Below are 19,796 nucleotides of genomic sequence, written 5' to 3' on the forward strand. Positions count from 1 at the left end.
TCATCATTTTGTCATCAATTCAGATACCCAGACCTATGACTGATCTACCGGATACCGACTTCACCCAACGTTTCCTCTTTGACGACAACGACGCCCGTGGCGAACTGGTTGCCCTTGAGCGCAGCTATGCCGAGGTCCTTGCCAAACACCCCTATCCAGAGCCTGTCGCGCAGTTGCTTGGCGAACTGATGGCCGCCGCGTCGTTGCTGGTGGGCACTATGAAGTTCGATGGCTTGCTGATTCTCCAGGCCCGCTCCGAAGGCCCGGTGCCCATGCTGATGATCGAGTGCTCCAGCGAGCGCGAAATCCGTGGCCTGGCCCGTTATGACGCAGACCAGATCCCGGCGGACGCAACCCTGGCCGACCTGATGCCCAACGGCGTGCTGGCGTTGACCATCGACCCGACCGTTGGCCAGCGTTACCAGGGCATTGTCGATCTGGACGGTGAAACCCTGTCTGACTGCTTCACCAACTATTTCGTCATGTCCCAGCAAGTGGGCACCCGCTTCTGGCTCAACGCGGACGGCAAGCGCGCCCGTGGCCTGCTGTTGCAACAGCTGCCGGCGGACCGGATCAAGGACGAGGATGAGCGCGAAGAAAGCTGGCGCGGCCTCACGGCCCTGGCCGGTACCCTGACCGCTGAAGAGCTGCTGGGCCTGGACAACGAAACCATCCTGCACCGCCTTTACCACGAAGAAGAAGTGCGCCTGTTCGATGCGCAATCGCTGCGTTTCCATTGCAGTTGCTCGCGCGAGCGTTCGGGCAATGCCCTGGTGAGCCTGGGCCTGGAAGATGCGCAGAATCTGGCGGTGGAGCACGGTGGCAGAATCGAGATCGACTGCCAGTTCTGCAACCAGCGCTACCTGTTTGACGCTGCCGATATCGCCCAATTGTTCGCTGGCGCTGGCGTTGACACCCCTTCGGGCACCCATCACTAAAACGTTTAAGCACAGGTAAATCACCTGACAAACGCCGGATTAGAGGTGTTCTGACGGGAGGGCCCTACTTTTTTTGGGCTTTTCTGGCATAATCCGGCCCACTTTTTTCGCGGTAGTAGTGCGCAACTTTCTACTACAAAACGTTTGGAGCACTCGGCCATAGGCCGACGGGGAACCTCATGACGCAAGCCAATAACGCCGTATACACCGATCTGAGTGTTGACGATCTGGTCAAAGAAGCCCTGCAACGTGGTGAAGGCGTGCTTGCCGATACTGGCGCGCTGGTTGTTGAAACCGGTCACCGTACCGGTCGTTCGCCGGTCGACCGTTTCATCGTTGAAGAGCCGTCTACCCAGGCCGCCATTGCCTGGGGCCCGATCAACCGCAAGTTCCCGGCCGACAAGTTCGATGCCCTGTGGGCTCGCGTCGAGGCTTTCAACAACGCGCAAGAGCATTTCGTTTCCCACGTGCATGTAGGTTCTGCCGAAGAACATTACCTGGCCGTGAAAATGACCACCCAGACTGCCTGGCAGAACCTGTTCGGTCGTTGCCTGTTCATCAACCCGGCCCAATACAACCCGGCCGGGCGTGAAGAGTGGCAAGTGCTCAACGTGGCCAACTTTGAATGTGTGCCTGAGCGTGACGGCACCAATTCCGATGGTTGCGTGATCCTCAACTTCGCCCAGAAAAAAGTCCTGATCGCTGGCATGCGTTACGCCGGCGAGATGAAAAAAGCCATGTTCTCGGTGCAGAACTTCCTGCTGCCGGCCGCGGACGTGCTGCCAATGCACTGCGCAGCCAACATCGGTGAAGAAGGCGACGTGACCCTGTTCTTCGGTCTGTCCGGCACGGGCAAGACCACCCTGTCCGCTGACGAAAGCCGCTACCTGATCGGCGACGACGAACACGGTTGGGGCGAAGGCGTGGTGTTCAACATCGAAGGCGGTTGCTATGCCAAGTGCATCGACCTGTCCGAGAAGAACGAGCCGGTCATCTGGAAAGCCATCAAGCACGGCGCCGTCCTGGAAAACGTGGTGATCGACGATGCCAAGCACGCCGACTACACCAATGTCAGCCTGACCCAGAACAGCCGCGCCGCGTATCCACTGGAGCACGTTGCCAAGCGTTCCGAGAAGAACCTGGGCGGCGAGCCAAACGCCGTGATCTTCCTGACCTGCGACCTGACTGGCGTGCTGCCACCGGTGTCGATCCTCAACGAAGAACAGGCGGCCTACCACTTCCTGTCCGGCTACACCGCACTGGTGGGCTCGACTGAAATGGGTTCGGGCAGCGGCATCAAGTCGACCTTCTCCACTTGCTTCGGCGCGCCGTTCTTCCCGCGCCCGGCTGGCGAATACGCCGAGCTGCTGATCAAGCGCATCCGCGGCTTCGGCTCCAAGGTCTACCTGGTCAACACCGGCTGGACCGGCGGTGGCTACGGTGTCGGCAAGCGCTTCAACATCCCGACCACCCGCGCGGTGATCGCAGCGATCCAGAGCGGCGCGTTGATCGGTGCGCAAACCGAGCACCTGGACACCATCAACCTCGACGTGCCATTGGCCGTACCGGGCGTTGAGACCGGCCTGTTGAACCCACGCAACACCTGGGCTGACCCGGCGGCCTACGACGAAGCAGCCAAGGCCCTGGCCGGCCTGTTCGTCGAGAACTTCAAGAAGTTTGAAGTCAGCGATGCGATCAAGGCAGCGGGGCCGAAGTTGTAAGATTCGCTAGCTATTAAAAAGCCGCCCCTCGTGGGCGGCTTTTTTGTGCGCGGGGAAATCTCGATGAGCGTAGAGCAGGGCGGCAAAAAGGCCCGGATTGGCGCAGGTCGGCATGTGGGAGCGAGCAAGCCCACATTAATGATTCAGTGTTCTTCAGCTCAGGTTTTCCAGTGTCTGCGTATCCCAGCTATGAGTCTTGATGGCCAGGTAGAGCATGCCGATAGTGAGCGGCATCTTTTCTCCCCGGCCTTTGGCGCGGTGCTTGAGGAACACATCGAACACCGGCGGGTTGAAGTAGCGATAGGCATCATAGTCACCCAGGTCGAGATCAAATGCCTGCTCCAGGGCCTCCATAAATTGCCTGGCTTCCGCGCCGTCGCAGCCGAGGTCGAAGTTGAGCGAGGTTTTAAGGCGGACGGTTTTGTGCTTGGGCAGGCCGATTTCTTCGTGCAGCAATTGCAGGAGCTGCTGCATCACGGGGTCTTCGGGGAAGTGGGGGGCCAGGTTCATGGTGGGGGCACGCAGGAGTGGGTGAGGGGGATGGTCGTGGTGATGGCGGTATTTGTTGCGGGTGAGAAACAGTGCCAAGCCTATCAAGAAGAGGGAGAGGGGGAGGAGTTGAATGCTGAGAATGATGGCCACGTAAGGTAGCCAGAATGTCAGGATCAAGCCGCTTACGATAAACGTGACAGCAAAACGCTTCCTGAGTGTGCAGTCGGTGATTTTGTAATGCAGTAATAGATAAAAGGCGAAGAAGATCGCCGTCTGTAGATAGAGTATTTGACTATGGCTCATCTGAGTACACATGCAATGAGAGGCTTGAGCGCTGGGGGCCGATTCCCCCGCTGACCCGAGCCTCTAGGCCGATGATGATGTCTGCACGCTGGAAGTTGCGGAGCTGGCGGGATATCAAATCGCTGGTGGCATTTTCGATCAGTGATTCTGCCTTGCTGGAAATGATCCCAATTGGGGCTGCAACAGCACCTGAAATAGCTTCTTTGATGACGTTATTGCGGCGGTTCAGGTTCTCTGCCTGTTTTCTGGTCAATGGTTTTGAAATGACCACTGTCATGAGGCACGGAAGAGCTTGGGCGAGCATTCGCTCGTACAGACTTTGTAGGCGCAGGCGAACCTCTGGCGCAGAGGCCTTTGCCTCTAGCAAGCAAAGGCTGGCAAGTGCTTGCTTGTTATCGGGCCGTACAGTGAAACGAATCACGCTGAACGTGACGCCGTAATGGCCGATGTACTGAGTCCTTTCCAGGTTCACGGTGTTTTTGCCGAGAAGGTTGCGAGAACGCTAGTTTCGGCCAGGCTTGGCTGATTCTGTAGAGGGCTGGATGGGCACTGGAGGCAATTTGGGAAGCGTACGGTGCTCGGCTTGGCGATTTCCTACGGAGGCTTCCGATGCTTGAGGTTTGACTGTGAGGCCCCCACGCAGCGGTGGGGCAAAACCATGTCACATTTTGTATAAAATTCCGGCAAAGCACCTGAATTCAGCGTATGTTTCACCGCAAAATCTTGTAGGGCGATTCCGTCCACTACTTAAAGGGAGTTAAGCATGGGTTTGCTTCGTGTCGCTTCGGCGATGTCATTGTGTGCAGTGGCGTTTTCTGTCCAGGCCGAGCAGTTGCCAATTGAAGTACTCAGTGCGGTGGTCAAGGACCAGAAAATCGCTGACGCTGAAGTCTTGCTGCAACGCAACGGCGCACAGAATGTGGTGGGGCGCACCAATGCCCAGGGCCAGGTCACCCTCACCAGCGAAGTTGCCGATGGCGCTGACAACCTGCTGATCATCAAGAAGCCCGGCTACTCCAACCTGGTGGTCAAGTGCCCGTGCAAAGGCATGACCTACGCCATCAGCCCGGTGATGGAAAACCTCGACGGCCTGCGTGTGGTGCTGACCTGGGGGCAATCGCCTTCGGATCTCGACTCCCACATGATCTTCCCCGGCAACAACATCTACTTCAACAGCAAGACCGGCACCGATGCCGAGCTGGATGTGGATGACACCGACAGCTACGGCCCGGAAACCATCACCCTGCAGAAAAAACACTACGGCGAAAGCTACGTGTACGCCGTGCATGACTTCTCCAACCGCACCAATACGGGCTCCACAGCACTGTCCGAGAGCCAGGCCAAGGTGTTTGTGTACATGGGCCAGTCCCTGGTCCGCACCTACTACGTGCCGGCCAACCGCACCGGTAACCTGTGGACCGTGTTCCGCATGACCGGCAGCGGCGACTTCCAGGACATCAATACCTTCACCGGCGTGCTGGTCGAGGCCAAGGATGTGCTCAACGAAGTCAAACCCCTGCTCAACGACAGCGTTGCCGTGGATGCTGTGGTGGTCAGTTCTGCAGTCCAGGGTGATGCGAAAAAGCTGAACCTCAAAGGCGAAGCAGCCTACCAGGCCGGTAACCTGGACCAGGCGATCGACTACTTCCGTCAGGCGATCGAGCTGGATAATGCCTTCGGCAAAGCCTACGGCAACCTCGGCCTGGCCTATCAGAAAGCCGGCAACACCGCCGAGTCGATCTGGGCCAACCGCAAGGCGATTGCCCTGGCCAGCGGCCCGACAGCCGCCACCGTGCGCGCCGGTTCCTACTACAACATCGCGCGGATCTACGAAGCAGCCGGGCAGTTTGCCGATGCGCTGCGTCACTACCAGTTGGCCAAGGAACAGAAGGCCAACCCGGTGTATGACAAAGCCATTGAGCGTGTGCAAAACCGCTGATCGAGCGGTAGAAAAGGTCTGAAAATGTGGGAGCGGGCTTGCCCGCGATAGCGGTGTAACAGTCAACAGAGGTATCGACTGGGGCACCGCCATCGCGGGCAAGCCCGCTCCCACATTTGTTTTGGGGTGTTCTGTAGATTGTCGGTTCAACCTCGCAGCCTGTGTATCATCCTGTCTCTCTTTTCCTCGCGACCTTTCTCGATCCGCTGAAAATACCGGGCTATGTTTTAGGCCTGTTCAGCGGTCAATGGAGTGACAGCTTATGCACGACACCCTCCAGCAGGTCTTTGGTTATCCACAGTTTCGCCCTGGCCAGGAAGCGGCTGTCAGCGCCGTGCTGGCCGGTCGTTCGGCGGCGGCGATCTTTCCCACTGGCTCCGGTAAATCCCTCTGTTACCAGCTCTGCGCCGTGTTGCTGCCGCACCTGACACTGGTGGTATCGCCGCTGTTGGCGTTGATGCAGGACCAACTGGGCTTTTTGCAGCGCCATGGTATTTCGGCCGGCAGCATCGATTCGACGCAAAGTCGTGAGCAGGCCAATGACGTAATGGCCCGCGCTCGCTCCGGCGAGCTGAAGATCCTGATGATTTCCGTAGAGCGCCTGAAGAACGAGCGCTTTCGCAACTTTCTGCACAGCGTTTCGATTTCATTATTGGTGGTGGACGAGGCGCACTGTATTTCCGAATGGGGCCATAATTTCCGCCCGGACTACCTCAAGCTCCCCGACTACCAGCGCCAGTTCAAGATCCCCCAGGTGTTGCTGTTGACTGCCACCGCGACGCCCAAGGTGATTGCAGACATGCAGGCTAAGTTCGCCATTGCCGCCACAGACGTGATCACCACTGGCTTCTATCGGCCCAACCTCAACCTGCTGGTGGAGCCCGTCAGCGGCGCAGACAAGCGCCGGCGCCTGGTGGAGTGGATGGGCGAGCGGGCCAACCAGCCGAGCATCGTCTATGTCACCTTGCAGAAGACCGCCGAGCAGATCGCCGAGCACCTGAATCGCCATGGCATCCCGGCCGAGGCCTATCATGCAGGTTTGCCCCATGATCTGCGTGAGGGCATCCAGCGCCGGTTCATGGGCGGCCAGTCTACGTGTATCGTCGCGACCATTGCCTTCGGCATGGGCATCGACAAGAGTGATATCCGCAACGTCGTGCATTTCGACCTGCCCAAATCCATCGAGAACTACAGCCAGGAAATCGGGCGGGCCGGTCGCGATGGTCAGCCTTCCGAGTGTCTGGTGCTGGCCAACCGCGACAGCCTTAATGTGCTGGAGAACTTTGTGTACGGCGATACGCCGGAGCAGGAAGGCATCCGGCGGGTGCTGGAGGAACTGCTGGCGGCCCGGGAGGACGGGCAATGGGAGTTTCTGCTGCGCTCCTTGGCGGAGCTGAGCAATATCCGCGAGCTGCCGCTCAAGACCTTGCTGGTGCAACTGGAACTCAAGGGGGTGATTGCACCGCGCTATGCGTTTTATGCCGAGTATCGCTTCAAGTACCTGGTGGAGCCGGAGGTGTTGCTGGCGCGTTTTTCCGGTGAGCGACAGCAGTTTGTCGCCGCAATCATCCAGGTGTGTAAGCGGGCCAGGAGTTGGGCTACCGTGGATTTCGACGCGCTTTATCAACAGCACCAGGCCGAGCGTGGCCGGGTGGTCAAGGCGCTGGACTATTTCCAGGAGTCGGGGCTGATTGAACTGGAGAGCAAGCAGATGACCGAGGTCTACAGCCTGCTCGATACCGGGTTTGAGCCCCAGGCCTTGAGCGCCGAGTTATACACAGGCTTCAAGCAGCACGAAGCCACGGAAGTGGCGCGCATCCATGGGATGCTGGCGTTGTTCGCCAGCGAGCGCTGCCTGGGGTTTCGGTTGGCCGAGTATTTTGGCGACGCAGAGGCGCCCCGTCAGTGCGGGCATTGCTCGGTGTGCCATGGCCAGGTCGCCCATCTGCCGTCGCCTCCTGGCCTGGCGCCACTTGTGGATAAAAACTTCCAGGGATTGTGCGCGGATTTTATCCACAGGCATCATCAGTACACTGGCAGCTTGCCTGGGGCTGAACGCCTGACGCGGTTTTTATGCGGGATCAGCGTGCCGTTGTTTACCAAGCTCAAGGCGCGGGGGATTCCAGGGTTTGCCGTGCTGGAAGAGTATCCGTATGCCGAGGTGCGGGATTGGGCGCAGGCCCATCTGAACGACCTGTAAATCCATTTCAACGAGACTTGTCCATGCCCGATTCAATGCCGCAGCGTGCCGATTACCGCCACTTCCAGCCGATCATTACGCGCTGGCACGACAATGACGTGTATGGGCATGTGAATAACGTCACCTATTACAGCTTCTTCGACACGGCGGTGAACACCTACCTGATTGAGCAGGGCGGGCTGGATATCCATGAGGGCGAAGTGGTGGGGTTTGTGGTGAGTTCGGCGTGCGACTATTTCGCCTCGATTGCCTTTCCTGACCATATCGATATCGGCCTGCGGGTGGGCAAGTTGGGCAACAGTTCAGTGCAGTACGAGTTGGCGGTGTTCAAGGCCGGCGAAGATGAGGCCTGTGCGGCGGGGCGGTTTGTGCATGTATTTGTGGACCGGGCGACGAACCAGCCGGTGACGATTCCGGGAATGTTGCGCGAGGCGTTGCAGCGGTTGGTGATCTGACCCCGAACTCGCAAACGCCACCCAAGCAAATGTGGGAGCGGGCTTGCTTGCGATGGTGGCCGGTCAGTCAATACATTGGGCGACTGGCACACTGTCATCGCGAGCAAGCCCGCTCCCACATGGGTTCTGCAGAGTTCTCTAAATCTTACCGGTGACGGTTGTGATGTTTGTTCTTGCGATGACCATAGGCATGGCCGCGACCAGGGTGGTCATCACGGTAGTACCGACGATCATCACGATCGCGCCCACGATAGCGACGGTCGTCGTCATCGCTCTTGTTGCCCATATAGTTACCCAGTGCGCCGCCTGCGCCACCGCCTGCTGCTGCGCCGATCAAGCTGCCGGTGCTACCGCCGACACTGCGCCCAACCACGTTGCCGCCCGCCGCGCCCAGTGCGCCGCCAATGGCCGCTTCGCCACGGCTGCGTTTGTCTGCGCCGACTGCGCTACCGCCGGCGCCGCCCAGGGCTGCACCAATGGCCGAGCCGGTATTGCCGCCGATCTGCTGGCCGACGACCGAACCTAGAACCCCGCCCAATGCGCCGCCTACACCGGCTTCGGTGGTGCCACCGGCCATGGCTGCGCCACTGACCAGGCCAAGGGACAACAAGAGAATCGAGGAAAACTTCATAGGGGAACCTCAAGAGGATGACGGCGCGATCCTGAGGTTGTAGTGATATTCTTACAATCGAATTCCGACCAGTGGTGTGGGTTGTATACAATTAGCTAAGTTACTGTTTTTGTTAGGGAACTTAAGTCGTTTTTGCCGGTCTTTAGCTACTTCGCAACGGCCGCGATCTAACGCATCCAGTGACGCTCCGCGTCATCAAAAGCAGACGCAGAGCGTCCGGGGCGGCATTCCCACGCAGAGCGTGGGAACGATCAGTCGCAGAGTGTGGGAACGATCAGGCAGTTCGGGCCATGATCAAGCCATTCTCACTGGCCGCTTCCAGGCGAATCGCCACGAACTTGGAAGTCGGCGTATGGCTACCCTCCCCAGTGCTTTCCAATGGCACCAGCGGATTGACCTCCGGGTAGTACGCCGCCGCCTGCCCCGCCGGAATATCGAACGCCAGCAAGGTAAAACCCTTGACCCGCCGTTCGCGGCCATCATCCCAGATCGATACGATATCGGCCTTCTGCCCCGGCTTGAAGCCCAGGCGGATGATGTCGGCTTCGTTGACGAACAGCACGTCGCGCTGGCCCTTGACCCCACGATAACGATCATCCAGGCCGTAGATAGTGGTGTTGTACTGATCGTGGGAACGCATGGATTGCATGATCAGGTCGGGCAACTGGCCAGTGGCGCGGGTGCGTTCATGCACCAGGTCCTTGGGCAGGATGTTGGCGCGGAAGTTGGCGCGGCCTGACGGGGTATTCCAGCGGCGGGCGCCGGCGCTATTGCCCAGGTAGAAACCGCCTGGGTGCTGCACACGCTCATTGAAATCCTTGAAACCGGGAATGGTGTCGGCGATCAAGTCGCGGATGCGACGGTAGTCGGCTACCAGCCAGTTCCAGTCCACCGGCTTGCTGCCCAGAGTGGCAGCGGCGATGCCGGCGAGAATCGCCGGTTCCGACTTCATCAGCGTCGACAGCGGCTGCAACTGGCCGTTGGAGCCGTGCACCATGCTGAACGAATCTTCCACCGTCACCGCTTGCGGGCCATCGGCCTGGATATCGATGTCGGTACGGCCCAGGCACGGCAGGATCAAGGCCTGTTTGCCGTGGGCCAGATGGCTGCGATTGAGCTTGGTGCTGATCTGCACCGTCAGGTCGCAATTGCTCAAGGCCTGGAAGGTGCGAGGGCTGTCGGGCGTGGCTTGGGCAAAGTTGCCCCCCAGGCCGATAAACACCTTGGCGCGGCCTTCGAGCATGGCGTGGATCGCCTCGACCACGTTATGCCCGTTGTCACGGGGCACCTTGAACTGGAAGCGGCGCTCCAGGGCATCGAGGAAGGCCGCGGGCGGCCGTTCGTTGATGCCCATGGTGCGGTCGCCCTGCACGTTGCTGTGGCCCCGCACCGGGCACAGGCCGGCACCGGGGCGGCCGATGTTGCCGCGCAGCAGCATCAGGTTGGCGATTTCCTGGATGGTCGGCACCGAATGCCGATGCTGGGTGATACCCATCGCCCAGCACATGATCACGTTCTTGCCTTTGGCGTACATGCGCGCCGCTTGCTCGATCTCCACCAGGCTCAGGCCGGACTGCTCGACGATTTCATCCCAGGAGGTGTCGTCGATCCTGGCCAGGTAATCGAGCACATTGATCGTGTGTTCATTGAGGAACTCGTGGTCGAACACGGCCTCCTTGCCTTCGGCCTGGGCCTCGCGCTCCCACAGCAGCAGGAACTTGGCCATGCCGCGCAGGATGGCCATGTCGCCCCCCAGCGCCGGGCGGAAATACGCGGTGTTGGTCGGCTTGTCGCCGTTGGTGAGCATTTCCAGCGGGTGCTGCGGGTGTTGGAAGCGCTCCAGGCCACGCTCTTTGAGCGGGTTGATACACACCACCTGAGCCCCGCGTTTCACCGCTTCGCGCAGTGGTTCGAGCATGCGCGGGTGGTTGGTGCCGGGGTTCTGGCCCAGGACGAAAATCGCATCGGCATGCTCAAAGTCATCAAAGGTCACGGTGCCCTTGCCGACCCCCACGCTTTGCGCCAGGGCCACGCCGCTGGCTTCGTGGCACATGTTCGAGCAGTCCGGGAAGTTGTTGGTGCCGTAGGCGCGCACGAACAGTTGATACAGGTACGCGGCCTCATTGCTGGCGCGGCCCGAGGTGTAGAACTCGGCCATGTCCGGGCTCGGCAGGGCTTGCAGGTGTTTGCCGATCAGGTCGAAGGCCGATTCCCAACTGATGGGCTTGTAGCGGTCGGTCTGGGCGTCATAGCTCATGGGCTCGGTCAGGCGGCCCTGGTATTCCAGCCAGTAGTCGCTTTGCTCCAGCAGCGCGCTGACGCTGTGTTTGGCGAAGAACGCCGCATCTACCCGGCGCTTGGTGGCTTCCCAGTTGACCGCCTTGGCGCCGTTCTCGCAGAACTTGACCATGCCGCTTTCCGGCGAGTCGCCCCAGGCGCAACCCGGGCAGTCGAAGCCGCCGTTCTGGTTGGTCTTGAGCATCATGCGCAGGTTTTTCAGCGCGTTGTCGCTGGTCAGCCATGCCTGCGCCACGCTGATCAGCGCACCCCAGCCACCTGCCGGGCCTTTATAGGGCTTGTAGCGCGGGGTGGGGGTTTGGTCGGCTTGGTGATGATTGCTCATGGCTGGTACTCCATCGCAGGGCTGTAGACCCGCGGCGCGCTTTTTTGCGGCAGGTGGATGAGATTGAGGTTGTGCCGGCGCGCCCATTGCAGGGCCAGGCCGGTGGGTGACGACAGGCTGACCAGGGTCTGGATGCCCGCGCGCAGGACTTTCTGGATCAATTCCAGGCTGCAACGGCTGGTGACAATTGCCACGCCGCCGGCGGTCGGGATGCGCTGGCGGACCAGGGCACCGATCAGTTTGTCCAGGGCGTTATGCCGGCCGATATCTTCGCGGCCCAGCAGCAGTTCGCCCTGGTTATCCATGAACACCGCCGCATGCACTGCGCCGCTGTATTGGCCCAGAGGCTGAAAGGCGCTGATGCGCTGGCGCAAGCCCTCCAACCAGGCAGCAGGCGGCAGCGGTGCGCCCGGCAGCACCTGAAGGTCCGGCAGCGCCTGCTCCAGGGCTTGCACGCCACACAGGCCGCAGCCGCTGGTGCCGGCCAGTTGCCGGCGCTGCTGCTTGAGGTTCCAGAAGGCGCGGCTGGAGATCTGCACCTGGGCGTACTGGGCCGCGCCTGCGCCGCTCAGTTGCAGGTCATAGAGGTCGCTGATGTCGCTGATGATGCCGCTGCCCAGGCTGAAACCGACAATAAAGTCTTCAAGATCGGTGGGCGTTACCAGCATGACGGCCTGGTTGATGTCGTTATAGGCAATCGCCAACGCGACTTCCTCGGCCAGCGCGGTGCTGGCCAATTCCGTATGGTCGAGGTTGCAGTATTGATAACTCTGGCTGGCGGCAGGCGCGGGCGTTGTCAGGGCGGGCGCCGCGCATGCTGGGCGCTGGGCGTTCATCAAGTCTAGTCACCGGCGAAGTGTTCAGAGTGAAGACTAGGCGCGACAAAGGGTCGCGTCTAATCGTCAGTACTGATCTACCGATAGATAACGTCGATCAAGGCTTTACCAGCGATTACTGATAAAGCGCGAAACACGCCTCGGCCAACGCCGAGCGCGGCGCGCTGCGGCGCATGATCAGCCCCAGCTTGGCCAGGGTTTGCGCGTTTTCGATAGGCTGCAGGCGCAGGTGTTCGGTCAGGGCATCGAGGCCGCCGTCCAGGGGCATCACCGCACAACACAGGCCGCCGTGCACCGCTTGCAGCAACTGATGGACGGCATCGGTTTGCAGCAGGGGTTGCGGCGTCAGGCCCCGGCTGTGGAAGTTATGGTCGATGGACTGGCGAAAGTGCATGCCACTGGTGAGCATGCCCAGGGGCAGTTCTATCAGCGCCTCCCAGCTCAGGGGTTTTTCGCCGAAGCTGAAGAACCGCTGGTCGTACAGCAGGCCCATGCGGGTTTCGTCCAGGGCCAGGGAGTCAAAGCGCTCGGCGTCCAGGCGCTCAAGGTAGGACACGCCCAGGTCCAGGCGATTGCTTGCCAGTTGTTCGAGAATCTGCTCGGAGCTCAGGGCCGATAGCTCAAAGCGCAGGCTGGGGTGTTGCTTGTGCAGTTGTTGCATCAAGGCCAGCGGGTCAAAGCTCGACAGCGGCACCACGCCCAGGCGCAACGTCCCCACCAGGTTGCCCCTGCAGGCCGCCGCTTCGGCCTGCAGGCCGTCGTAGGCTGCCAGTACCGTACGCGCCCAGGCCAGCACCCGCTCGCCGGGGGCGGTAAAGCCCTCGAAACGCTGGCCGCGATTGACCAGCGGCAGCTCCAGCTCTTCTTCCAGGCTGCGCAGGCGCATCGACAGGGTCGGCTGGGTAATGTGGCAGCGCGCGGCCGCCTGGCCGAAGTGACGGGTTTCGTCGAGGGCGATGAGGAATTTCAGCTGTTTGATGTCCATCTTCGCTCCGGGGCTCTTATTCCAATGGCGCAGGGATTCTAGCGCGTTTGCGTCATTGGTCGGACTGGAACCAAGGCCTGTAAGACTGGTCTAGTCTTTGGCATCTGGAAACCCAATCCCAAGGAGAGCGCACTATGAGTCTTTTTAGCTTTATCAAAGAAGCCGGCGAGAAAATCGTTGATCTGTTGACGCCGGGTAATGCAAACGCGAGCGAGCAGTTGAAGGATCACGTTGCCAAGGTCGGCCTGGGTAATCCGAATGTGCAGACCACCGTGGATGGCGACAAGGTGACGGTGACCGGTGAAGTCGCCAGCCAGGAAGAGAAAGAGAAGATTCTGTTGGCGCTGGGCAATATTGCCGGCGTGGCGACTGTGGATGACCAGATCACTGTGTCGGGCCCTGCTGTTGCAGCTGCCCGCTTTGTCGTGGTGAAAAAGGGCGACACCCTGAGCGCGATCTCTTTGGCGGTCTATGGCGATGCCAATCAGTACAACAAAATCTTTGAGGCCAACAAACCAATGCTCAAGGATGTGAACAAAATCTACCCAGGGCAGACTCTACGTATTCCAGAGTAATACCCCGGCCTAAATGTGGGAGCGGGCTTGCCCGCGATTGCGGTGCGTCAGTCAGCAAATCTAGCTCTGACCCACCGCTATCGCGGGCAAGCCCGCTCCCACAGGGGTGTTGCATATAGTTTTAGAGCCCGCTGATCAATTCCCGGTAATCCCCGACCGCATCGAACTCCGCCGTATCCTTCGGCCCCTTGCGGCTGTCCGGCTGTTTGACCGCCAGCAAATGCCCCACGCCAAAATCCCGTGCACTGCGCAGAATCGGCAGCGTATCGTCGATAAACAGGCTGCGCGCCGGGTCAAAATCGATATCCGCCTGCAACGCATCCCAGAACTGCGGGTTTTCCTTGGCAAAACCATAGTCGTGGGAGCTGATCAGCCGCTCGAAATACGGCGCCAACTCGATGCGCTCCAGCTTCAGCGACAGCGAGTCGCGGTGGGCGTTGGTGATCAGGATCACGCGCTTGCCGGCCTGTTTGATGGCTGCCAGGAAGGTATCGGCGTCCGGGCGCAGGGCGATCAGGTGGGCGGTTTCCAGCTTGAGTTCGCGCACCGGGATCTTCAGTTCGGCGCTCCAGAAATCCAGGCAATACCATTGCAACTGGCCGGCATTACGCTCGAACAGCGGCTGCAACTCCATCTCGGCCATGGCCTGGCTCACCCCGTGCAGTTCGGCATAGCGCCGCGGCAGGTGTTCCATCCAGAAGTGGTTGTCGAAATGCAGGTCGAGCAAGGTGCCGTCCATGTCCAGCAGGACGGTATCGATAGTGGACCAGGGCAGTGGCGGCATGATGGGTTCTCAAGCAGGTAAGTAAATATATCCGACACAGACAATCGGAAAAGCCACGGTATAGTAACCCGATCACGCCAAGGAGCCCTTTATGCGCCAGAAACCCACCGTCCTCGCCCGCGAAATTGTCGCCAGTAGCCGTTTGTTCCGCGTGGAGGAAGTGCAATTGCGCTTTTCCAATGGCGTTGAGCGGACCTACGAGCGCCTGGTGGGCCGGGGTGCAGGGTATGGCGCGGTGATGATTGTGGCGATGATCGACGCTGACCACGCGTTGCTGGTGGAAGAATACTGCGGTGGCACGGATGAGTATGAACTGTCGTTGCCCAAGGGCCTGATCGAGCCGGGTGAAGACGTGCTGGCAGCGGCAGACCGTGAACTCAAGGAAGAGGCGGGCTATGGCGCACGGCAGTTGGAGCACCTGACCGAACTGTCCTTGTCCCCCGGCTATATGAGCCAGAAAATCCAGGTGGTGCTGGCCACCGAACTGTACGAAGAACGCCTGGAAGGCGACGAGCCCGAGCCGATGCGCGTGGACCGGGTCAACCTGCGCGAGCTGGCGCAACTGGCGCAGAACCCGCAGTTCAGTGAAGGCCGTGCCCTCGCCGCGCTGTACCTGGTGCGGGACCTGCTGACCCAGCGCGGAGCCTACCTGCCATGAGCGAATTGTTCCTCGGCCATGCCTATATTGCCCCGGTGATTGAACTGGCCCGCCAGGCCGGCGAGGTCATCCTGCCGTACTGGCGCGCCGATGTGGCCGTGACGGCCAAGGCGGATGATTCGCCGGTCACCGCCGCCGACCTGGCCGCCCATCACCTGATTCTCGCCGGCCTCACTGCGCTGGACCCCAGCATCCCGGTGCTGTCGGAAGAAGATGCCGATATCGACCAGAGCGTGCGTGCCGGTTGGCAACGCTGGTGGCTGGTGGACCCGCTGGACGGCACCAAGGAATTTATCAGCGGCAGTGAAGAATTTACCGTCAACATCGCCTTGATCGAACAGGGGCGGGTGGTGTTTGGCGTGGTGTCGATGCCCACCAGTGGCCGCTGCTACTTCGGCGGCGCCGGCCTTGGGGCGTGGCGTTCCGACGTGAATGCCACGCCCCGACCGATCCAGGTGCGCCAGAAGCCGGCGGTGGGCGAGGCGTTCACCGTGGTTGCCAGCCGCCGCCATACCAGCCCCGAACAGGAGCGCTTGCTCGATGGCTTGAGCCAAGGGCTGGGGGCGTTGAAGCTGGCCAATATCGGCAGTTCCTTGAAGTTCTGCCTGTTGGCCGAAGGCAGCGCCGATTGCTATCCGCGCCTGGCGCCGACGTCGCAGTGGGACACCGCCGCCGCCCAGGGCGTGCTGGAGGGTGCTGGCGGCGAAGTGCTGGAGTTGAATGGCCAGCCGTTCAGCTACCCGGCGCGTGAGTCACTGTTGAACCCGTTTTTCCTGGCCTTGCCGGCCAAGGCCGCCTGGCGCGAGCGCTTGCTGACTCTGGCCCGTTCTTGAAGGCAATGCAGATCAAATGTGGGAGCGGGCTTGCCTGCGATGGCGCGGTGTCAGGTTAGATATAGTTGACTGACCCACCGCCATCGCGGGCAAGCCCGCTCCCACACAAGCCCGCAACCCACATTGGTTGCCTAGCGGTGCAACACGTACTGCCCGGTAAACGCTACCGCCTGCTCTTCACTGCCCTCATTCACAATCCACGTCTGCAGGGCTAGCCGTGCCCGGCCATGGCGCTGGTAGGTCGCCAAGAATCGCTTCCACACCTTGTCTTCCGGCGCCTGGCAAATCGCCGTGGCGTCCTGGGTGACAGGCAGCGGATAGCTGATCTGCCCTTCCTGAATCACGATATGCCCGTCTTCAATCCCTTCCTCGCGCAGCTGTAGGTGCAGCCAGCCCCAGCCGGCCAAGACCGCGCCGCAATACAGGCTGCCGCCGAACATGGTGCTCTTGTGGTTGATATTGGCTTGCAACGGTAAGTGCAGGCGCAGTTGCCGGTCCTGCCAGTCGAGCACCTTGAGGCCCATCTCCCGGGTCAGGGGGATGTCATGGTGCAGAATGGATTCCAGGTAACGGCTATCGCGGCTCATGGCGGTCTCTTGGCGGGCGTGAAAGGTCATTCGTCATCGGTGTGGGCGTTGCCGCTGTCGGCAAAATTCAGCCCATGTTTGCGCAGCTTGTCATGCAGGGTTTTACGCGGCACCCCCAGGGCCTCGGCCAGGCTGCGCACCGAGCTGTGGGGGCGGCCGAGTTCGGCGGCGATCAAGGCTTTTTCAAAGTGTTCGACTTGCTCGCTCAAGCCCCCGGTGGACATCGGTACGCCGGGCGCTGGGCCGTCGGGTGTGCTGTCCAGGGCCAGCTCCAGGCCGAGGGCGAAGCGTTCGGCGACGTTTTGCAGCTCCCGTACGTTGCCTGGCCAATTATGGCGCAACAGCATTGCCCGTTGGCCGGGCTGCAGTTCATGCAGCGGCAGGCCGTGGCGGCTGCTGGCCTCGTCGGCGAAGTGCTGGAACAGCATCAAGGCATCTTCGCCACGCTCGCGCAGGGGCGGAATGCGCAGCGGCGCGACGTTCAGGCGGTAGTACAAGTCAGCCCGAAAGCGCCCCTGGTCGGCGGACTGGCGCAGGTCTTCCTTGGTTGCGGCGATGATGCGGATATCCAGGGGGATCTGCTGATTACCGCCTAGGCGCTCGACCACCCGCTCCTGCAACAGGCGCAGCAACTTGACCTGCACATCCAGGCTCATGCTCTCGATTTCATCGAGGAACAACGTGCCGCCGTTGGCAAATTCAAACTTGCCAATCCGCCGCTTCTGCGCACCGGTAAACGCTCCCGGCTCATGGCCGAACAGCTCGCTTTCGACCACGGACTCGGCCAGGGCGCCCGCGTTGATGGCGACAAACGGCCCGGTGCGGCGGTTCGACAGGTCGTGCAGGGCACGCGCCACCACTTCCTTGCCGGCGCCGGTTTCGCCGAGGATCAGCACGTCGGCGCGGGTCGCCGCCAGCGCGCCAATCTGCTCGCGCAGGCGCAGCATCGGCGCCGACTGGCCCACCAGGCGCGTGCTCAGTTGCTGGCGATCACTCAGGGCCAGGCGCAGGCTACGGTTGTCCAGCACCAGCCGGCGCAGGTCCAGGGCGCGGCGTACGCTGTCGAGCAGGGCGTCGCTGGCGAAGGGTTTTTCGAGGAAGTCATAGGCGCCGGCGCGCATCGCCTGCACCGCCAGGGGTACATCTCCGTGGCCGGTGATCAGCAGCACCGGCAGCTCCGGGTCCTGGCCGTGGAGTTCGGTGAGCAGCTCCAGGCCGTCCATGCCGGGCATGCGGATGTCGCTGACCACCACTCCTGGCCAGTCCCGCGACAGGCGCGCCGTGAGGCCGGTGGCCTCGCCAAGGGGCAGGACTTTCAGCCCGGCCAGGTCCAGGGTCTGGCACAGGGCCTGACGCAGGTGTGGATCATCGTCGATCAACACCACCTGAATCTGGTTATCGATACTCATACACTGCGGTCCTCGGACGGTTGCAGACTGACGCCGGGTGCTCCGGCGCGCAGTTTCAAGGTTATCAGTGCGCCGCCTTCCTTGTGGTTGGCAAACAACAGCTCGCCACCAAAGGCACGCATCAGGGTGTCACAGATGGCCAGGCCCAACCCCAGGCCCTGGGTGCGGGTCTTGGTGGTGTAGAAGGGCTCGCCGGCGCGACCCAGGGCTTCCATGCAGAACCCCGGCCCATTGTCGCGAATGTACAGATTGACGCCCTGCTCGGTGGATTCGGCACTCAGCCACAGTTTGCGCGGCGGGCCTTTTTCGGTCAGGGCGTCCAGGGCATTGGCCAACAGGTTGCCCAGCACCTGGCGCAGGCGGGTTTCGCCGGCCTCCACCCACAGGGAGGCTTCTGGCAAGTCGCGGATCAGTTCTACTTCCATGGCCCGCCGGCGCTTGGCCAGCAATGCCAGCGCGTCGTCCAGGGCCGGTTGCAGGGCCACGCTTTCCGGGGCATGCCGGTCGCGACGGGCAAAGGCGCGCAAGTGGGCGATGATCGAGGCCATGCGCCCGGTCAGTTCGCTGATCAGCTTGAGGTTGCCGCGGGCGTCGTCGGTGCGCTGGTGGTCGAGGAGAATCCCGGCGTTTTCTGCGTAACTGCGAATGGCCGCCAGGGGCTGGTTGAGCTCATGGCTGATGCTGGCCGACATGGTGCCCAGCGCCGACAGCTTGCCGGCCTGCACCAGGTCGTCCTGGGCGCGCACCAGTTCTTGCTGGGCATTTTCGCGCTCCAGCACTTCCTGGCGCAGGCGGCGGTTGAGGCCTTCGAGGTCGCTGGTCCGTTCGGCCACGCGCATTTCCAGCTCGCGCCGGGCCTTGGCTTCAAAGGCGATGCGTTCCAGGTAGTGGCGACGGCGCTGCATCATCAGGCCGAGCAGCAGCATCAGCACCAGCAAGGTGGCACCGCCGACCGCGACCACCGTACGCACGGGGCGGTCGATCAGAGTGCGCGGGGCAAGGATTTCTACATTCCAGCCGGTTTCAGCGATTTCGGTGGATTGGCGCAGCCAGGCGTTGGGGTTGAAGTTCAGGGGCTGCGGATCGCGGGTCGGGTAGGGCTGGATCGCGATAATCGCCTGGCGCTCGGCCTCGGTCAGGGGCCGGGTCGCGCGAAAACGCCATTGGGGGCGTGAGGTCAGGATCACCACGCCGTTGTGGTCGGTGACCAGCAGTTGCTCGGGGGTCTGGCCCCACAGACTTTCGGTGTGGTCCAGGTCGACCTTGACCACCAGCACGCCAATCACATGCTCATCTTCGCGCACCGCAGCGGCGAAGAAGTACCCGCGCTTGGCCGAGGTGGTGCCCAGGCCGAAGAAGCGCCCCAGGCGCCCGGCCATCGCTTCACTGAAATAAGGCCGAAAGGAAAAATTGCGGCCGACGAAACTGTCCTGTTTGTCCCAGTTCGAGGCGGCCAGGGTCTTGCCGCGGGTGTCCATCAGGTACATCACTTCCACGCCTGCCTGGGCTGCCACCTGCTTGAGCAACTGGTTGGCGGCGACCAGGTTGGTGCTGACGTGAGGCGCTGCCAGGGCCGTGCGCAAGGCCGGCAGGTCGCCGAGGATCTGCGGCAGCACTTCGTAGCGGTGCAGGGTGCCCAGCAGGTTGGCGACGTACAGGTCGAGGGTTTGGCGGTTCTGCCCGGCCAGTTCGCTGCGATAGTAGCGCTCGGCCAGATGCTCCAGCGGCCACAGCAGCGGTGCCAGGCACAACGCCAGCAAGGCCAGGCTGCGCCAGCGGGGTCTTCGCGGAAGGGGTGGAGTCATGTAGGTCTGCGCCTGAGGGTAC

18 protein-coding genes are annotated in these 19,796 nt (G+C 61.4%); 8 read left to right on the plus strand and 10 right to left on the minus strand.

The genetic code is table 11. The features are described from left to right. Positions 1–35 precede the first annotated feature (35 nt). The gene (gene hslO, locus AC07W7_RS04565; RefSeq protein WP_057437064.1) at positions 36–938 is read left to right on the plus strand and encodes an Hsp33 family molecular chaperone HslO; all 903 of its coding nucleotides are present in this window, start codon (positions 36–38) and stop codon (positions 936–938) included. A 179-nt stretch (positions 939–1,117) separates the two neighbouring features. Then, positions 1,118–2,659 (plus strand): phosphoenolpyruvate carboxykinase, encoded by a 1,542-nt coding sequence (locus AC07W7_RS04570; RefSeq protein ID WP_076962078.1) that lies wholly within the window; start codon positions 1,118–1,120, stop codon positions 2,657–2,659. A gap of 153 nt (positions 2,660–2,812) precedes the next feature. Here AC07W7_RS04570 and AC07W7_RS04575 read toward each other — a convergent pair whose 3' ends face one another. Both AC07W7_RS04575 and AC07W7_RS04580 read right to left on the minus strand, forming a co-directional pair. Beyond that, positions 2,813–3,169: a DUF1493 family protein gene (locus AC07W7_RS04575; protein ID WP_076965048.1), complete on the minus strand. Its 357-nt coding sequence runs from the start codon at positions 3,167–3,169 to the stop codon at positions 2,813–2,815. 274 nt (positions 3,170–3,443) lie between these two features. Then, positions 3,444–3,926 (minus strand): hypothetical protein, encoded by a 483-nt coding sequence (locus AC07W7_RS04580; protein ID WP_076965049.1) that lies wholly within the window; start codon positions 3,924–3,926, stop codon positions 3,444–3,446. A gap of 291 nt (positions 3,927–4,217) precedes the next feature. Here AC07W7_RS04580 and AC07W7_RS04585 point away from each other — a divergent pair, with 291 nt between their 5' ends. The 3 genes from AC07W7_RS04585 to AC07W7_RS04595 all read left to right on the plus strand — a co-directional run bounded on the left by AC07W7_RS04585 (position 4,218) and on the right by AC07W7_RS04595 (position 8,048). Then, complete coding sequence (locus AC07W7_RS04585; RefSeq protein ID WP_076965050.1) at positions 4,218–5,393, plus strand: tetratricopeptide repeat protein; 1,176 nt, start codon at positions 4,218–4,220, stop codon at positions 5,391–5,393. Between the two features lie 262 nt (positions 5,394–5,655). Then, on the plus strand, positions 5,656–7,593 hold the full coding sequence (locus tag AC07W7_RS04590) for a RecQ family ATP-dependent DNA helicase (protein ID WP_495038834.1): 1,938 nt from the start codon (positions 5,656–5,658) through the stop codon (positions 7,591–7,593). A gap of 23 nt (positions 7,594–7,616) precedes the next feature. Continuing rightward, a complete protein-coding gene (locus tag AC07W7_RS04595; protein WP_099169319.1) occupies positions 7,617–8,048 on the plus strand; it encodes an acyl-CoA thioesterase in 432 nt (143 codons plus the stop codon). A 145-nt stretch (positions 8,049–8,193) separates the two neighbouring features. Here AC07W7_RS04595 and AC07W7_RS04600 read toward each other — a convergent pair whose 3' ends face one another. The 4 genes from AC07W7_RS04600 to AC07W7_RS04615 form a co-directional block, all read right to left on the minus strand. Beyond that, positions 8,194–8,679, minus strand: coding sequence for a glycine zipper domain-containing protein (locus tag AC07W7_RS04600; RefSeq protein WP_076965053.1), 486 nt, complete (start codon positions 8,677–8,679; stop codon positions 8,194–8,196). A 274-nt stretch (positions 8,680–8,953) separates the two neighbouring features. Further along, positions 8,954–11,302, minus strand: a complete 2,349-nt coding sequence (locus AC07W7_RS04605; protein ID WP_076965054.1) for an FdhF/YdeP family oxidoreductase — start codon at positions 11,300–11,302, stop codon at positions 8,954–8,956. Further along, positions 11,299–12,138: a formate dehydrogenase accessory sulfurtransferase FdhD gene (gene fdhD / locus AC07W7_RS04610; RefSeq protein WP_169865829.1), complete on the minus strand. Its 840-nt coding sequence runs from the start codon at positions 12,136–12,138 to the stop codon at positions 11,299–11,301. Before fdhD ends, AC07W7_RS04605 begins: the two co-directional genes overlap by 4 nt. A gap of 115 nt (positions 12,139–12,253) precedes the next feature. After that, positions 12,254–13,123, minus strand: a complete 870-nt coding sequence (locus tag AC07W7_RS04615) for a LysR family transcriptional regulator (RefSeq protein WP_076965056.1) — start codon at positions 13,121–13,123, stop codon at positions 12,254–12,256. A 134-nt stretch (positions 13,124–13,257) separates the two neighbouring features. Between AC07W7_RS04615 and lysM the strand changes: the two genes are divergently transcribed. Continuing rightward, complete coding sequence (gene lysM, locus AC07W7_RS04620) at positions 13,258–13,698, plus strand: peptidoglycan-binding protein LysM (RefSeq protein ID WP_076965057.1); 441 nt, start codon at positions 13,258–13,260, stop codon at positions 13,696–13,698. A gap of 121 nt (positions 13,699–13,819) precedes the next feature. Here the strand turns inward: lysM and yrfG are convergent, their stop codons facing one another. After that, entirely contained in the window at positions 13,820–14,482 is a 663-nt protein-coding gene (gene yrfG / locus AC07W7_RS04625) for a GMP/IMP nucleotidase (protein ID WP_495038835.1), read from the minus strand. Between the two features lie 91 nt (positions 14,483–14,573). On the opposite strand from yrfG, the gene nudE reads away from it, so the two are divergent. Further along, the gene (nudE, locus tag AC07W7_RS04630) at positions 14,574–15,140 is read left to right on the plus strand and encodes an ADP compounds hydrolase NudE (RefSeq protein WP_076965059.1); all 567 of its coding nucleotides are present in this window, start codon (positions 14,574–14,576) and stop codon (positions 15,138–15,140) included. After that, the gene (gene cysQ, locus AC07W7_RS04635) at positions 15,137–15,973 is read left to right on the plus strand and encodes a 3'(2'),5'-bisphosphate nucleotidase CysQ (protein ID WP_076965060.1); all 837 of its coding nucleotides are present in this window, start codon (positions 15,137–15,139) and stop codon (positions 15,971–15,973) included. Before nudE ends, cysQ begins: the two co-directional genes overlap by 4 nt. Before the next feature lie 131 nt (positions 15,974–16,104). Here cysQ and AC07W7_RS04640 read toward each other — a convergent pair whose 3' ends face one another. From AC07W7_RS04640 to AC07W7_RS04650, 3 genes are read right to left on the minus strand one after another with little or no spacing between them, the layout of a single operon-like run. Beyond that, complete coding sequence (locus AC07W7_RS04640) at positions 16,105–16,560, minus strand: thioesterase domain-containing protein (protein WP_076965061.1); 456 nt, start codon at positions 16,558–16,560, stop codon at positions 16,105–16,107. Positions 16,561–16,586: 26 nt separating this feature from the next. Next, positions 16,587–17,969, minus strand: a complete 1,383-nt coding sequence (locus tag AC07W7_RS04645; RefSeq protein ID WP_076965062.1) for a sigma-54-dependent transcriptional regulator — start codon at positions 17,967–17,969, stop codon at positions 16,587–16,589. Then, entirely contained in the window at positions 17,966–19,774 is a 1,809-nt protein-coding gene (locus AC07W7_RS04650; protein WP_099169359.1) for a sensor histidine kinase, read from the minus strand. Before AC07W7_RS04650 ends, AC07W7_RS04645 begins: the two co-directional genes overlap by 4 nt. Positions 19,775–19,796 lie beyond the last annotated feature (22 nt).

The organism is Pseudomonas sp. GW821-FHT01D09 (assembly GCF_059422465.1).